This window comes from Actinobaculum sp. 313 (genome assembly GCF_003073475.1).
Lineage (GTDB): Bacteria > Actinomycetota > Actinomycetes > Actinomycetales > Actinomycetaceae > Asp313.
The window spans coordinates 2085744-2101233 of the sequence record NZ_CP029033.1 but is presented as its reverse complement, the minus strand read 5'-3'; the positions used below and the strand labels follow the sequence as shown (position 1 = coordinate 2101233).

Here is a 15490-nt window from a genome sequence, read left to right as displayed (position 1 = left end):
GTCCTTTCTCGCGTGGATCGGCCAAGAGGCCCTCACTGCGGATTGGCCAAGTACAGACGCATGGACAGCGGCCCCATGGATGTGCTCGCACCCGGGGCGTATACCTCATGGCGACGTCGGGGGCGCGGCCACGAGGAATCCCAGACGAGTTTGAATGAGGTGCCTCGGCCCTCCGGAATCGTGAATGCTGCCCGTGATAGTGAGCCGTTGAAGACGATCAGTGCGTCGACGTCGCGACCTTGCCCGGAGCGAAGCATCTGCAGTGTTCGGTACGACGAGTCGAACCAGGCATGGTCGGGCATTGGATGGCCGCTGGCATCCAGCCATGTTAGGTCGCTGACCGGATCGAGGGGGCCGGGCCCGTCGGAGAAGAAGTGCTTCGGGCGTAGCACCCGGTGCTCGTGGCGCAGGCGCAACAGATACGATGTCGTTTCCAGCTGGTCGCGCTGCCACTCTTCCAGCTCCCAGTCCACCCAAGAGAGCTCGTTGTCCTGGCAGTAACTGTTGTTATTGCCCTGCTGGGAACGGCCGATCTCGTCGCCGGCGGTGATCATGGGCGTGCCCGTGGCGAGGATAAGCGTGCCGAGCAGATTTCGCATGGAAAGACGTCGCCGTTCGCGCACGGTACGCGGCGGCTCGTCGCCCTCCTGGCCGATGCCCTCCCAGCCGTGGTTCCACGATTTGTTGTCGTTGGTTCCATCGCGATTGTCTTCCAGATTCGCCTCGTTGTGTTTTGAATCGAAGGAGACGAGGTCGCGAAGCGTGAAACCGTCGTGGGCGGTGACGAAGTTGATGGAGGCGTAGGCGCCACGGCCTCCCGGCACCCGGCCGTGTCCGAACAAATCGGCGGAGCCGGCCAGGCGAGTCGCGATGTCCCGTAGGTCGCCTCCCTGCCCGCCGGCCATAAGCATGCGTGGCTGGCCGAGCCAGAAGGCACGTGTCGTATCGCGAAAGTGATCATTCCAGTCGGCGGTGGGCAGCGGGAACCGGCCGGTCTGCCAGCCGTTGGGGCCCAAGTCCCACGGCTCGTTAATGAGTTTGACCGTTGAGAGCACCGGGTCGGTTGTCAGCGCCATGTAGAACGGATGATGAGTGTCGAACTGCTCCCCGTTGCGCCCGAGCGTTACGGCGAGGTCAAAACGGAATCCGTCCACACCCATCTCCGTGACCCAGTAGCGCAGAGAATCGAGGGTCATCTTCAGCACGGTCTGGCGCCGGAAGTCGAGCGAATTTCCGCACCCCGTGGTGTCTAACAGCTGGCCGGGATTGTCCGGCGCCTGCATGTAATACGACGGTTGGTCGATGCCGCGCCAAGATACGGTCGGGCCGGTGATGCCGGCCTCGCAGGTGTGGTTGTAAACCACGTCAAGGATGACTTCAATTCCGGCGTCGTGCAGACTATTGATAGCCGAGCGGACCTCGTTGAGAACCGCGACGGCGCCGGCTTCCTGGGCCGCCTGTGTGGCATAGGACGGTTCGGGTGAGAAGAAGTTGAGGGTGTTGTATCCCCAGTAGTTCACAAGCCCTTTGCGGGTGAGGAACGGCTCGGACATTTTCGCGTGGATGGGCAGAAGCTCGATGGCCGTGATTCCGAGGTTCTTCAAATAAGAGACGGTGGCCGGATGTCCCAGCCCGGCGTAGGTTCCCCGCAGCTCCTCGGGCAGGTCGGGCGATAGTTTGGTCAAGCCCTTGACATGTGCCTCATAGATAACCGTTCGATCCCAGGCGGTGTAGGGATGTCGAATAGGCATTGTGTTCTCGGGAACAACGACGCCGTACGCCATATACGGAGCGGAATCGCGGTCGTCCTCTTCCAGGGTCGCCGAGGAGAGCGGTGTCAACGCGTCGTCGGTGCGATGAGCGTAGAGCGCGGGTGCTAGGACCGGAGAGCCGGTAACGGCGCGTGCGTAAGGATCTAGCAAGAGCTTGGCCGGGTTGTAGATCAGACCGGACTCGGGCGACCAGCGGCCGAAAACGCGGTAGCCATAGCGTTGTCCGGCAGTAACGCCGGAAACGTGCCCTGACCAGGTGCCCAGTTGTGAACGGAGCGCGAAGCGCCGTTCCACCAGTCCGGCCGGGGTGGAATCGATAAGGCATAGATGTACCGCAGAGGCGTGTGGTGCACGCAGAGCAAAGTCGGCACCATCACCAGCGAGGTGGGCGCCGAGTTGGACCGGCATGCTGAGCGCTCGCGAGGTAGGTTCGGGATCGCGTGGGGTGTACCGGGTTTCGAGCGGAAGAGCCGCCGTCAAGGTTGTCACAGCGGCATTATTACAGGAAATCTCTTTTGCCGTGGCAGGAAAGACGTGGCGTATGTCCCGCTTCCAGCGAACATGTGGCGCATATTGCACCAAGTGGTGCAGTTACCGAGAGGTGAATGTCTCACGGTGAGGATAAGTATTCATGCGTGTTGCGGGCGAGTGCTGCGGGCGAGTGCTGCTGCCCAATGGTGTCGGCGATGCATGCCAGTATCGCCTCGTGCTGCATCTTGCGGCCTAGAGCTGTGGGCGCCGGGTAGCGGGTATGATCCCAAGTAGTCGACTGCGCTGTTCAGAGGAGACGCTATGCCCTATATCGGTCTCAGTTTGGCTCGGGGAAGGATCGACCGCGACGAACTCACGCGTAACGATCCACGTGCGCTTGCTACCGCGCGCCTTTCACCCCAGGCACGTTATCTTCTCGTGGCCGGCGATTCAGTCGCAATTAATCCGAACGCGCAGGGGCGGCTGCTGTTCCTGGAACGCCGCGAGGCAACGCAGTGGAATGCGCATGACGCCGCATACCTCGGACGGGATGGTGAGCACTACTATTTCGGCTGTGATATCACAGATCTCGTTCCCTCCGACGATGTTCTGCCGACGCACTTCCCACAGTTGCGTCCGGTGCGTCTCTGGGCGCACGAATGGGCTGATCGCGACACGGCATTGGCCGTCGGAGCCGTGGCCATACTCAACTGGCGTCGCGTCACCCATTTCTGCCAACGGTGCGGGGAGCAACTCGAACAACGCTTCACCGGCTGGGACATGGCCTGCCCGGCCGGGCACCAGGTGTTTCCGCGCATTGATCCGGCTGTGATTATGGCCATCCACGATCCTGATGATCGCCTACTGCTGGGAAGAAACTCGGCATGGGGTCCGGGCCGGTATTCGGTGTTGGCCGGATTCGTCGAAGCGGGGGAGACCCTGGAAGCCGCCGTACGCAGAGAGGTTTTTGAGGAGACGCATATCACGGTCGGCCGAGTTGAATACTACGGTTCACAACCGTGGCCCTTTCCCCGTTCTCTCATGTTGGCCTTCGATGGCTGGACAGAGCAGAGCGAAGCGGAGTTGGCCGTTGACGGTAAAGAGATGGCGCACGCCCACTTCTTCTCGCGGGAGGAGTTTTGCCAGCAGCTACGGGCTGGGGAAATACGGATGCCGACGCCTACATCGGTTGCGGCCAGTTTGGTACAGGCGTGGTTGGGCAGGTCCTTCGCCGAGGTCATGGCGGGCCGGTAGGACCCGCGGAGCGCGCCGACGGCACCAAGCCATCCGCCTTCCTCACGGGATTCGGTGCGTCCATTCGTCAGTGGAGAATTTCGTGCGGCAACGCTCTTGCGCGACGGCGATGTCCACCGCGGTGATCTCGCCCGGTGTCGCATCGTACTTCTCCTGGAAGGTCTTGTAGAAGACGTCCAGGATCTCGGAGCGGGGCAAGCCGGTCTGAGAGCGCATGGGGTCAACACGTTTCACGGCTGATCGTGTGCCCTTGTCACGAATCTTCTCTTTGCCGATACGCAGTACCTCCAGCATCTTGTGTGCGTCAATGTCGTAGGACATTGTCACGTGATGCACCATGAAGCCGTTGGCCCAGCGCTTCTGGGCAGCGCCACCGATCTTTCCCTTATCGGAGGCGATATCGTTCAGCGGCACATATGTGGCTCTGATGCCGACCTTCGCCAATGCCTCAAGTACCCACTGATCGAGGAAGGGGTAGGACTGCTCGAAACTCATTCCATCTACCAGTGCAGTGGGGACGACGAGAGAGAAGGTGACGCAGTTTCCCGGCTCCATGAACATGGCTCCGCCGCCGGTGATGCGGCGCGAGACGGTGATGCCGTAGCGGTCCACGCCCTCCTGGTTGATCTCGTTGGCGTAGGACTGGAACGATCCCATAACCACTTGCGGGCGATTCCATTCCCACAATCGCATGAAGGGTTTACGGCGGCCGACGGCAACATCTTCCGTGAGGGTTTCATCCATGGCCACATTGACCATTGGGTCAACCACCGGGCCGTGAATGACTTCGAAGTCGATATCATCCCAATCGAGCGCAAAACCCACCGCGCGCCGGACGGCGATCGCCACGCTGATCGGTGTGATGCCGAGAAGATGGTCCATTGGATCGAGTGCGCTTTGAATTCGGTCGGCGATATCGGCTGCGGCAATATCGCGGGGGAGACCTTCGATCGCTGCGGTGATGCGGGACAGAGCCTCATCAGGATCGAGGAAGAAATCTCCCGATACGCTGACATTGCGCAGCAGTCCGTCCGCCTCATCCAGATCGACGACGACGAGTTTGCCGCCGGGAACCTTGTACTCACCATGCATGGGACTATTGTCCTGTAAGTGGCGGGCTATGGGTAGCACAAAAATAGTGCAACCGGGCACGTCAGGGTCCGCCGATTTCGGACGCGTGTGCATTGTGACCCAGCCGTGTCGGAGCGGCGTGCCAGACTGAGCATAGCGGCGTCGGCCGATGCGATCAGCGCGGGGTACACTTCCAATGCTGAGCGTATTCCGTGCATCGTATTCGGGTGGCGGTCGCGCGTTGGTCGCAACGCGGATGAGTCGGAATTGGTAGAGAACCGGGAAGGCTTGGAATGGAAACGCCGCAAGAGTTACTGGAGCATCTGGATCCGGAGCAGCGTGAGGTCGCCACTCATTTGCGCGGGCCCTTATGTGTGCGTGCCGGTGCGGGCACCGGAAAGACTCGCGCCATCACCTATCGGATAGCCTATGGGGTGCACGCGGGCGCTTTCGAGCCGAACCATGTACTTGCCGTGACATTCACCGCGCGAGCCGCCGGTGAGATGCGTTCCCGCCTGCGCGATCTCGGAGTGTCCGGCGTCGTCGCTCGTACCTTTCACGCTGCCGCACTCAGCCAGTTGAGCTACTTCTGGTCCACCGCGATAGGTGGACGCATGCCGCCGGTCACGGAACACAAGGGTGCACTGGTGGCACAGGCCGCGGCACGGCTCGGCATGTCCTACGACCGCGTTGCGGTGCGCGATCTCACCGCGGAAATCGAGTGGGCGAAGGTTTCACTGATCACGCCCGAGGCGTATGCAGAACGTGCGGCGGCCGCCGGTCATATTGATGTGGCTGGGCATTCCGCCGCCGAAATCGTCCAGCTGCTACGTGTGTATGAAGAGGTTAAGGAGGACGCGCACCAGATCGATTTTGAGGATACGCTCCTGTATCTGGTCGGGATCCTTCTCGACCGGCCGGATATCGCCCGGCAGATTCGTGGGCAGTATCGTCATTTCACAGTCGACGAGTATCAGGACGTCTCACCCCTGCAACACCGGCTTTTGCAGCTCTGGCTGGGCGAAAGCCGAGAACTCTGTGTCGTCGGCGATGTATCACAGACCATTTACTCGTTCACGGGTGCCTCCTCGCTCTACCTGGCGCATTTCACCGACGAGTTCAAGGATGCGCGGGTTATAGAGCTGATACGTGATTACCGCTCGACGCCTCAGATCGTCGCTACTGCCAATGATGTGATCGCCTCCGATGTGTCCGAAGGAGCGGTGCGGCTGGTATCGCAGGTCCCTTCCGGTGTCCCGGTGAAGTGGAAGGAATATGAGGACGACGCGGCGGAAGCGGCGGATATCGCAAGCAATATTCGCGAGTTACAGCTTGCAGGGGTGCCACTGGGAGACATGGCGATTCTGTACCGGACCAACGCCCAATCGGCTGAGTTCGAGGCGGCGTTGTCCAACGTCGGCGTGGGCTACACGCTGCGCGGCTCTGAACGTTTCTTCTCCCGCCGCGAGGTGCGGGAAGCCATGGTTGCTCTGCGGGCCGCGGCACGCTCCGGTGTTCAGGGGCCGCTAGCGGACAATGTTCGTGCGACACTGCGGCAAATGGGATGGCGCGACGAGGCTCCCGAGGTGGCGGGTGCGGTGCGGGAGAGGTGGGATGCGCTCAATGCGCTGCTCAATCTCGCTACAGAAATGGAACATGTGCGCTCGGCAAGCATGCTGGATTTCGTTCGTGAGTTGGAAGAAAGAGCCCAGACGCAGAACACCCCGGAGGTGGACGGGGTGACGCTGTCGTCGCTGCATGCGGCGAAGGGCCTGGAATGGCGTGTGGTGTTCTTGGCGGGGCTCAGCGAGGGGCTTTTGCCCATCTCCTTGGCAAAACGTGCCGCCGATGTGGCGGAGGAGAGGCGTTTGCTGTACGTCGGGGTGACCCGCGCGAAAGAGCAGCTATACCTCTCGTATGCGAAAGGAAACGGATCGCGCGCGGGGAGGAAGGTATCGCGGTTTCTCTCTCCGCTGTGGCCACGAGAGGAGAAGCCCGTCTCTCGCGCCACCAGTTATCGGCAGAGGCGCACGGCGGAGGCTGCGGCTTTCGTCGCCGAGCACGGCGAGGACGTGGCGCTTTTCGAGGAGCTGGCTGCCTGGCGTACGGCACGTGCACGGGAAATGGGGCGCCCACCGTACACCGTTTTACACGACACAACCCTGCGTGCGATCGCCATCGCAAAACCGATGACGTTACCCGCGCTCGGCCGGATTAAAGGAATCGGCGATACCAAGCTCGCCAGCTGGGGAGACGATATCCTGCACATTATTGCGGCATTCCGCACCGATTACGCCAATTGAGTGAGCGCCTGCAGGCGTGGTTCCTGGCTGGTGCAGCCGCATGAGGAGTGCGGTTGCACCTCCACCTGATAGGGAGGTTCGGGCAGCGGTGGTACTCTCCACTGCCGATTCTGCAGTGGGTTGCCGAGCCCGTCGAGCAGGCTAAGGATGGCATGTGTCGCCAGGGATGCCGCTAATCCGAGTGCGGGGCCGGAGGTGACCAGCGGCGCGCTGCCTGCCGCCTGCGCCGCGAGCAGCGCCCAACAGGCGTCTTCTTCGAGACGTTCTTTGTAGAGGCATTCTGCGCATGCACTGCGGTGTGGCTCAACCAAGGGGCCGACGCAGACATCGATGTCCTCCGTCCACAGCAACATGTGGGGAGTTCCCGAGGCCATGAGGTGCATGGTGCTGCGTGGATTCGCCAGCCGTGAGCCGGTGACAACGCTCAGGTGCGCTTCTTCGCTGTTACCGCCGGAGGCACTCCCGGTGCGAATTCGTGGATTCACCTGCCGCAGTGCGGTCAGGAAGGCGCGTTCGCGTGGCAGGCCCTGCCAGCGCGGCCAGAGTGCGCAGTGATCCGCCGCGCCGACGGGCTGCGGGTCCGAAAAGAGAATTGTTCCGATGCCCTGGGTTGCCAGCGAAAGGCCGATCGCCACTCCGAGAGGATCGAGCCCGCAGATGCGCACCCGGCAGTCGGTGCGCGGATGAGCATCACTGTTGATAAGGGCGAGCTGTGCGGCGGCCGGGTCCTTATCACCAGCGGTGGCCGGTGCGCCTTCCAAATGTCCTACCGCGGATGAAATGCATGCCGTGGCAGCCTTCGGCTCTTGTTCCAGATTCGCTTCCGCGACGGCGAGTTTTGGGTCAATAGTGGCCGAGACGGTGGTTCCGGCAGCCTCCTGGGCATCGGCGGCTTCATGCAGCACTCCGGCCCGGCGAAGCATGGCCAATATTCTGGCCAGCCGCTCGGGCGTCACATGGTGGCTGGCGGCGAGCCTGTCGAGCTCGGGGATGGTGTGATCGCGGGTGAGCAAAGAGACGAGGCTTTGCTCATGCCTCGTGAGGCCGTCAACCCAGATACGCACCCGCGGGTCGAGTCCGATCTGCAACGTGGCATTGTTGCGCCAGAAAACGCCTAATTCGGGAATGATCTGCATGGCCCCACCCCTATCTATCGCCTCCGTCAGGACCGGCAGGACGATAGTAGCCACGCCGCTCGTTGGCCGGTTTACGCCATACACAGGTGGGGATTGGCACTGCGCGGCGAAGAGCCGACTGCTAGTGCAGCTAGGCCGCTGGTGGTTCTCGCAGCGCTTCGAGTGGGGGTGTTCCTGGTCCTGCGGGCCTTCCACGAGTACCGCTAGGCGTTGGCCTCACCCGGGGCGTCGCTGCCGGCATCATGTTGCTCATTGCCGCTCTGGTCACCGGTGGCCTCATCGGTGGCGTGCGCGCCACCGCCCTGCTCAGAACCGTTCGACGACGTGTCGGCGTCGTCGGCGGAGGCGAGAACCTCGGCGAGGAACGCATCCAGCTCGTCTGCAACCGGGGAAGAATCCTCCCCGGCGAAGAAGGCGGCCGGGTCCTCCAAGGCCTTCGGCCCCGGCAACAAGTCGGGGTGACTCCACAGGTGGTCGCGGCCCTCGATACCGAGACTATCCAGTGCCATTCGCCAGAACGTCTCCGCCTCCCGTATGCGCCGCGGCTTGAGTTCGAGGCCGACCAGCGGGCCAAACACCTGGTTAGCCGGGGACTCGGTTGCACTGCGGCGGGTGAACATCTCTCCGAGTGGCATCGCGTGTGGTAATTGTGCGGCAACGGCCTGCGCAGAGACCGCGCTGACCCAGCCCTCCACCAGAGAAAGCAGATGTTCGAGGCGCTCCAGCGTCTCGCGCTGGCCCGCGGTGGGGTCCTGCGAGAAGACTTCGGAGAGGTCCAGTTCCTGCATTTTCTGCAGATCCAGCCCCATCTCACGTACTCGTTCCTCGATGGATGCCGTGTCGATGGCGATCTCGCTGGCGTATGCGGCAACGGTGTCAAGTACTCGTGCTCGCAGCCAGGGCACGCGCGAGTACAGGCGCGCTGCGGCTTGTTCGCGCACGGCGACGAAAAGGGTTACCTCGTCGGTGTCGATATCGAGTCCATCGGCGAAGTCGGCCACATTGGCGGGGACAAGCGCGGCCGTTTGCCCCTCAACAAGGGGAAGGCCCGCATCCGTGGTTCCAAAAGAGGTGGCAGCAAGCTCTGCCAAGCCGACGCCATACTGCATGCCCAGCAGGGAGGCGATCATACTGCGCATCATGTGTTCCGTATTACCGCCCATCATCCTGCGCATCTCTTCTGGCGCATGCGCAAGCTCCTCATGCATGGCAGTGATGAAGGCACGGGAAACATTGGCGCCTACCGGCTCCGTCAGCCGCTTGAAAGTCGCCAAGGTGTGGGCCACCCAGTCCAGGCGACTCCACGCCTGGTTCGGCCCGGTGCAGGGGTCAATGGCGGTCGCCGGATCCAGCCAGAGGCTGGCCGTCTGCAGAGCAGAACGGGCGCGATCAGCGTCTGCGGCGAGCAGCGTATCGTAATGCTCCTGTTGAACCGTCTGCCGTGCCATGCGCTCCCCGACCTTCCAGTTGACGGGGCCGTCGCCGGAAGACCCGAGCATGTCCTTGACCTGCGACACCACGGCGTTGAAATTCGCGGGGACATCATCTGCGAGAGCTGCTCTCCGGGTCGATACCCTGCGAGCGCATTTGTTCGAGGATCTGCTCCGCTGCGTGGTCGCCCAGCACCGCGCGTAGCATCTGCTCCCACTGATCGGGTGTCTGCCCATCACCCAACTCGCTCATAACCGCTCCTCACGTCTTTCTTCATATACGACCCTAACCACCCGGAGTGGATTCTGCCGCAGGGCATGCGGATTCCGTCCGAAGCTAAGGATATTGCGTTGCGCCAAATGGACGTGCACTTCTACGCCGAGGGCGGAGAGCGGGAATGTGCGGTTACGCCTGGGCAGTGACGATGGTGAGGATGCTTGCACCGCACCGGGTGCGACGTGCACTCCGCCGCTTTGGGGTTCTTCCAGCGAAATGAGGCATCATATGCCTGTGCGTAATCGTCGTCTGAGTATTGCCGGTGGTCTTTTCGGAGTACTGGCCGCCGTTTCTCTTGTTATGCCCTCTTCTCTCATCGTGGAGCAGGCGGGGCCGGCCATCGATGTCACGGGTGACGCCGGTGAGGATACTCCGATCCTCACGATTACCGGTGCCTCTACCTACCCGAGCGACACACGGTTCTATATGACCACCGTCAGTGCATATGGCACTGCTGATATGGGCGTGCCGGGGCACAGGCCCTGCTGGCCCTGCTTATGAAGGACTCGCAAACGGTGCCGGTACGTTCGTTGTATTCCGCTGAGCAGAGCGCCGAGCAGGTGGACGAGCAGAATGCGCAATTGATGACCAGTTCCCAGGATTCTGCTGCGGTTGCGGGTTTGGCCAAGGCGGGCTACACGACGCCCATGACACTCTCAGTGGCCGGGGTGGCCGATGATTCCGGTGCGAGACACGTGCTGCAGGAAGGTGACATTCTCACCTCCATAACCTATGACGGGACGACGACGCAGCTGACGACGTTCGCCGACCTTTCAACGGTTCTGGCGGATGTGCCCGGCGGCAAGCAGGTCGTTATCGGGTTCACGCGCGATGGTGATGAGCGCCAGGGGACGGTGACGACGTCCCCCTATGAGGCGGATAGCACCGGGTGGGTGCATCCGGGATCGCGTCTGGGCATTTACGTGAACTCGGAGGATCTGGATTTCCCGGTGGATATTAGCTACGGCGTCAACGATATAGGCGGACCCTCGGCGGGCAATATGTTTGCGCTCGCCATCTACGACGAACTCACGGAGGGATCGCTGGGCGGTGACAACATCATCGCCGGCACAGGAACCGTTTCGTACAGTGGCGAGATCGGTGCCATTGGCGGTATCCAGCACAAGTTAGTCGGCGCAGCCGAGGAGGGCGCCACCTACTTTCTGGCCCCGGCAGAGAATTGCACCGAGACGATCGGATACGAGCCGGACAACATGCAGATCTTTGCCGTGCGGACTCTTGACGATTCGATTGCCGCCGCAGAGGCGATCGGCAATGGCGATACGTCGGGGCTCACCACCTGCAGGCAAGTGGTTGAGGCTACGCAGTAGCGTTGTTGCCGGAGCCGGGAAACCGAGGGCGGAGGACACAGGGCGCAGCTGCCCGCCACCGCTGCGCTTGGCCCTCTGCCCACGGTAGCGCGTTCCTTGGCGAGGTTATTCCTGTGCGAAGGTGGCGCGCAGTGCCGCCACCAGCTCTGGCACCAGATCGGGGGAACCTAGCACTTCGTCGTCGTTATCGTGGGAGCGCATACGGATGGCGCACCACGATTCGCCGGAGCGTAATACGCCCACGGCCATACGAATTTCCTCGCGGCGCGGGTCGGTGGCGATGAATTTCTCTGCTTCCTGCGGGTTGGCGGGAATGTCTTTTTCGGCCTGCGGTGGCAGAGTCACACGTTCGCAGGTGAGGGCGGCTCCGGTGACGGTTTCGGGCCAGGCGAGTTGCGCGAGTAGCTCCCCGATGGAGTCCGCCGGGGGTAAGCCTTCTTGCTCAACGGAGAATAATGCATCGGGGTTTTCCGCAGCGGCCAGCGGAACGTCGGCGGGAAGCTCCGCCGCAAGTTCGGGATGGGTAGCCAGCGCCTGCGCGGAGCGAATAAGAGCGAAGACGCGGATAGGAGCATCCCATCCCGCGTTTGCGACATAGCGCTCAATCTCCTTGACGGTGGCAGCAATGGTGTTGTCGTTCACCGCACCAGTGTCTCACAGGGTGATCGGGCGCGCGGTTGCTGGCGGCGATTCGTGTTCGGAAGGCGGCGCGTATGGGCGAGATAACGGGGCTTGGGCGGTGCTTGAAGCGAGCGCCGACGCACGCTACGGGCAAATCCGGCACGGTCACTGTGGGAATTTGTCGGCGAATCGGATAGGTTAGACACGTATATCGATGTGCTCTGGCACTTGCTCAATTCTGTTGCGAGGTATCTGCGTGTCTATACCGCATATGTCCCGGCCCGCCCGTAAACGCGAGGTTCCGCGAGCCGGGGGAGTATTTGTCCCGACCCTCATAGTCCTGGGGCTGCTGGTCGTTGCTCTTGTTGTAATGGCCAATGTCTGGACCGAAGTCAAGTGGTTCAATCAACTGCACGCCGGGCGCGTGTTCTGGACGCAGTGGGGTTGGGCGGTGGCCCTTGGAGTGATCGGCACGGTACTTGTGGCCGTCGTCGTCCTTATAAACATGCTGCTGTCCCGGCCCAAGGAAGGAAGGACCGACGCGTCCGGCACCGATTCGCGGTCTCTGGCCGGATACCGCGATCAGGTCGAGAATCACCCGTGGTTGGTCCGCCTAGTGGTGCCGTTGGTGCTTGGAGTGCTGCTCGGAGCGCCGCTCTCCGGTCAGTGGCGTGCCTACGTCACATGGCTGTATCGCACGCCCTTCGGCCAAACCGACCCCCAGTTCGGCAAGGACGTCAGCTTTTACGTCTTTTCTCTGCCGTTGCTGCATTCCCTCTTGAGTCTGGCGATCACCCTCCTTGTGGTCGGCGCATTGGCCGCCGTCGTCGGGCACTATCTCTACGGAGGCATCGGTGCCGCTAATGGGCGCTTGAAGCTCTCGAACCGGGCCCGTATCCACTTCGGGATTCTCGGAGCGGTGGCCGCGCTTTTGGGGGCTGGTTACTTCTGGCTGAGCCGCTATGACATGCTGTTGGCGGACAATTCGAAGTTCTCCGGAGCCGGGTACACGGACATTAATGCCTCCTTGCCCGGTCGTACCATTCTGGCGATTGCAGCACTGCTGATCGCTTTGCTGTTCGTCTTCGCTGCCATCCGTGGCCTGTGGAAGCTGGTTGGTACGGGCATAGTCGTTGCGGTGATTGCGAGTCTTGTCATCACGTGGGCATACCCGAGTCTGATCCAGTCCTTCCGTGTGAACCCGAACGCCGTTGAGATGGAGTCGGAGTATATTCAGCGCAATATCAATGCGACACTGACGGCATATGGGCTGGACGACGTCGAGACAACCAGCTATTCCGCGACGACGGAGGCGACTGCCGGGCAGTTGCGTGAGGACGCTGAGACCACCGCGCAGATCCGCCTGCTCGATCCCAATATCGTCTCGCCGACCTTCAACCAAATGCAGCAGAACAAGCAGTACTATGAGTTCTCCGATCAACTGTCCGTTGACCGCTACAACATCGATGACACGGAGCGCGACACGGTTATCGGCGTGCGCGAACTCAACCTCGATGGTCTCAATGACGATCAACGTACCTGGGTGAATGACCACACGGTGTACACGCACGGCTACGGCATTGCGGCCGCCTTCGGCAATACGACGACGGACCGGGGCGTGCCGCAGTTCTTCCAGCAAGGAATTCCGTCCGAGGGCAAACTGGGCGACTACGAGCCGCGGGTGTATTTCGGGCAGAACTCACCCGACTACTCCGTGGTCGGAGCTCCGAAGGGAACTGTAGCGTGGGAGTTGGATTACCCGGACGACTCCGACCAAGGCCTTGTGTACAACACCTACAGCGGTGACGGCGGCCCAAAGATCAGTAATGCATGGGACAAGTTGCTCTTCGCGATTAAGTTCCGCTCCACAGAGCTCTTCTTCTCGGATCGCGTAACAAGCGAGTCGCAGATCCTCTACGAACGCGATCCACACGACCGCGTCTCAAAGGTCGCGCCGTATCTGACGCTGGATTCACGAGCTTACCCAGCTGTTGTGGACATGGACGGCGATGAAAAAACCCCGAAGCGTCTTGTGTGGATCATTGATGCGTACACGACGTCGAACTCCTACCCGTACTCCGCGCGACAGACACTTTCGAGCGCGACGCAGGATTCGCGTTCAGGGGATTCCACCGCATACACGCAACGCGCGGAGGAGGTCAACTACATCCGCAACTCGGTCAAAGCGGTTGTGGACGCCTACGACGGCTCGGTGACGCTGTACCAGTGGGATGCCGATGATCCGATCCTCAAGGCGTGGAATCGTATTTTCCCGGGCATGCTGACCCCGGTGTCGGAGATGTCCGGCGACTTGATGTCGCATGTGCGGTACCCGGAGGACCTGTTCAAGGTGCAGCGTCAGCTGCTCACCGAGTACCACGTCACCGATGCTGCATCCTTCTATTCGGGTTCGGATTTCTGGAAGGTGCCGACCGATCCGACGGCATCCAATGCTAGCTCTGAACAGCAACCGCCCTACTACTTGACCTTGCAGATGCCCGGTCAGGAGGAAGCGGTGTTCTCGCTGTCGAGTGGTTACATCCCCGGCGGTACGACACAGCGCAACATTATGACCGGGTTCCTAGCGGTCGACTCGAATGCCGGCGCTGAAGCGGGAAAGGTCCGCGAGGGTTACGGCAAGTTGCAGTTGTTGGAATTGCCGCGTGACTTGACGGTTCCCGGTCCTGGCCAGGCCGAGGCAACGTTCCTTTCTAATTCCACCGTGTCGACTCAGCTCAATCTATTGCGCGAGGGCGGAACACAGGTTCTGATGGGGAACTTGTTGACCTTGCCGGTCGGTGGTGGCTTGCTGTACGTGCAGCCGGTATACGTACAGGCGACTTCTGGAACACAGTATCCGCAGTTGCAATATGTGCTGACTTCTTTCGGTGACGGCAACACCATTGGTTTTGCGCCGACCCTGGAGGAATCGCTAAACCAGGTCTTCGGCGGAGACTCAGGAGCGGAAGCGGGGGACGCGAATATCTCCGGGCAGAAGGAGCAGGTTGCTCCTTCCGGTGATGATACTGACGGCGACGGCGGCGGCGAGCCAACTGCCGAGCCGAGCGATACGGCATCGGCGCAGGCTAGCCAGTCACCCAGTGCTGAACCGTCGGCTACCACTAGCCCGGCTGCCGGGTCCGCGCAGGAGCGTTTGAATTCGGCACTCAGCGAGGCGCAGGAGGCCATGGAGGGCTCTCAGGAGGCTTTGCGGCAAGGTGATTGGGCCGCTTACGGCGCCGCGCAGGAGAAGCTGCGGTCGGCGCTTGGAGAGGCGATTGCCGCACAGGAGGAAATTAATGGCGGCTGAGGCGTGGTTCTGAGCTGAGTGCGGGTGGCGCGAGCAGCCTGCCTCGGCCAGATCCTCGCTGGGTCACCGGTACGGTTTGGCACTGTGCCGGTGACCCACTGCCATATGAGCGGAGCGGGGCGGCGGGTACTTGCGTTCGGTGGACTCTGTGCGCGGCGGCGCGGCGTTGTGAGCGATGGCACGGATCCGCACTTTGAACACTGCTTGGTTCGGGACTAGACTGGATAGGCCGACGCGGGGTGGAGCAGTTCGGTAGCTCGCCGGGCTCATAACCCGGAGGTCGGAGGTTCAAATCCTCCCCCCGCCACTGAATCAAGGGGCCGACCCGAAAGGACCGGCCCCTTCGCCTTACCCGGAACAAACGGCGCAGGGAGCCAGCCGCCATCAGCAGCACGACGCGGCATCAGATCGGACACGTCAACGCCAAGGAACTCTGCAGTCAGCAATAGCTCAGCGACGGACCAGTCGGCCCGACCGTGCATGCGGCGGGAAACATTCGTCGGCGCAATGCCAA

General features: G+C 61.7%; 11 protein-coding genes and 1 tRNA gene. 6 read left to right on the top strand and 6 right to left on the bottom strand.

Annotated elements, in window-relative coordinates:
- Positions 1–32: 32 nt before the first annotated feature.
- Entirely contained in the window at positions 33–2261 is a 2229-nt protein-coding gene (gene glgX, locus DDD63_RS09090) for a glycogen debranching protein GlgX (protein ID WP_240611241.1), read from the bottom strand.
- A 303-nt stretch (positions 2262–2564) separates the two neighbouring features.
- On the opposite strand from glgX, the gene nudC reads away from it, so the two are divergent.
- Positions 2565–3497 (top strand): NAD(+) diphosphatase, encoded by a 933-nt coding sequence (gene nudC / locus DDD63_RS09085; RefSeq protein WP_108716101.1) that lies wholly within the window; start codon positions 2565–2567, stop codon positions 3495–3497.
- Between the two features lie 42 nt (positions 3498–3539).
- Here the strand turns inward: nudC and DDD63_RS09080 are convergent, their stop codons facing one another.
- The gene (locus DDD63_RS09080) at positions 3540–4589 is read right to left on the bottom strand and encodes a biotin/lipoate A/B protein ligase family protein (RefSeq protein WP_108716100.1); all 1050 of its coding nucleotides are present in this window, start codon (positions 4587–4589) and stop codon (positions 3540–3542) included.
- Positions 4590–4861: 272 nt separating this feature from the next.
- Here DDD63_RS09080 and DDD63_RS09075 point away from each other — a divergent pair, with 272 nt between their 5' ends.
- Complete coding sequence (locus tag DDD63_RS09075; RefSeq protein WP_108716099.1) at positions 4862–6871, top strand: ATP-dependent DNA helicase UvrD2; 2010 nt, start codon at positions 4862–4864, stop codon at positions 6869–6871.
- Here the strand turns inward: DDD63_RS09075 and DDD63_RS09070 are convergent.
- The 3 genes from DDD63_RS09070 to DDD63_RS12960 all read right to left on the bottom strand — a co-directional run bounded on the left by DDD63_RS09070 (position 6859) and on the right by DDD63_RS12960 (position 9690).
- Positions 6859–8061, bottom strand: coding sequence for a hypothetical protein (locus tag DDD63_RS09070; RefSeq protein ID WP_125482491.1), 1203 nt, complete (start codon positions 8059–8061; stop codon positions 6859–6861). The genes DDD63_RS09075 and DDD63_RS09070 overlap by 13 nt on opposite strands.
- Positions 8062–8210: 149 nt before the next feature.
- Complete coding sequence (locus DDD63_RS09065; protein WP_240611240.1) at positions 8211–9524, bottom strand: zinc-dependent metalloprotease; 1314 nt, start codon at positions 9522–9524, stop codon at positions 8211–8213.
- A 25-nt stretch (positions 9525–9549) separates the two neighbouring features.
- Positions 9550–9690, bottom strand: a complete 141-nt coding sequence (locus tag DDD63_RS12960) for a hypothetical protein (RefSeq protein WP_240611239.1) — start codon at positions 9688–9690, stop codon at positions 9550–9552.
- A gap of 252 nt (positions 9691–9942) precedes the next feature.
- On the opposite strand from DDD63_RS12960, the gene DDD63_RS09060 reads away from it, so the two are divergent.
- A complete protein-coding gene (locus DDD63_RS09060; protein WP_108716097.1) occupies positions 9943–10215 on the top strand; it encodes a hypothetical protein in 273 nt (90 codons plus the stop codon).
- Positions 10212–11045: a S16 family serine protease gene (locus DDD63_RS09055; RefSeq protein WP_108716096.1), complete on the top strand. Its 834-nt coding sequence runs from the start codon at positions 10212–10214 to the stop codon at positions 11043–11045. Before DDD63_RS09060 ends, DDD63_RS09055 begins: the two co-directional genes overlap by 4 nt.
- Positions 11046–11150: 105 nt before the next feature.
- On the opposite strand, the gene DDD63_RS09050 is transcribed toward DDD63_RS09055, so the two are convergent.
- Positions 11151–11687 carry a PPA1309 family protein gene (locus DDD63_RS09050; RefSeq protein WP_108716095.1) on the bottom strand — a complete coding sequence of 179 codons (537 nt, stop codon included), beginning with the start codon at positions 11685–11687 and terminating at the stop codon, positions 11151–11153.
- 235 nt (positions 11688–11922) lie between these two features.
- On the opposite strand from DDD63_RS09050, the gene DDD63_RS09045 reads away from it, so the two are divergent.
- Positions 11923–14976 (top strand): UPF0182 family protein, encoded by a 3054-nt coding sequence (locus DDD63_RS09045; RefSeq protein ID WP_240611238.1) that lies wholly within the window; start codon positions 11923–11925, stop codon positions 14974–14976.
- A gap of 233 nt (positions 14977–15209) precedes the next feature.
- Positions 15210–15283: transfer RNA gene (locus tag DDD63_RS09040), tRNA-Met, on the top strand.
- Positions 15284–15490: the final 207 nt, after the last annotated feature.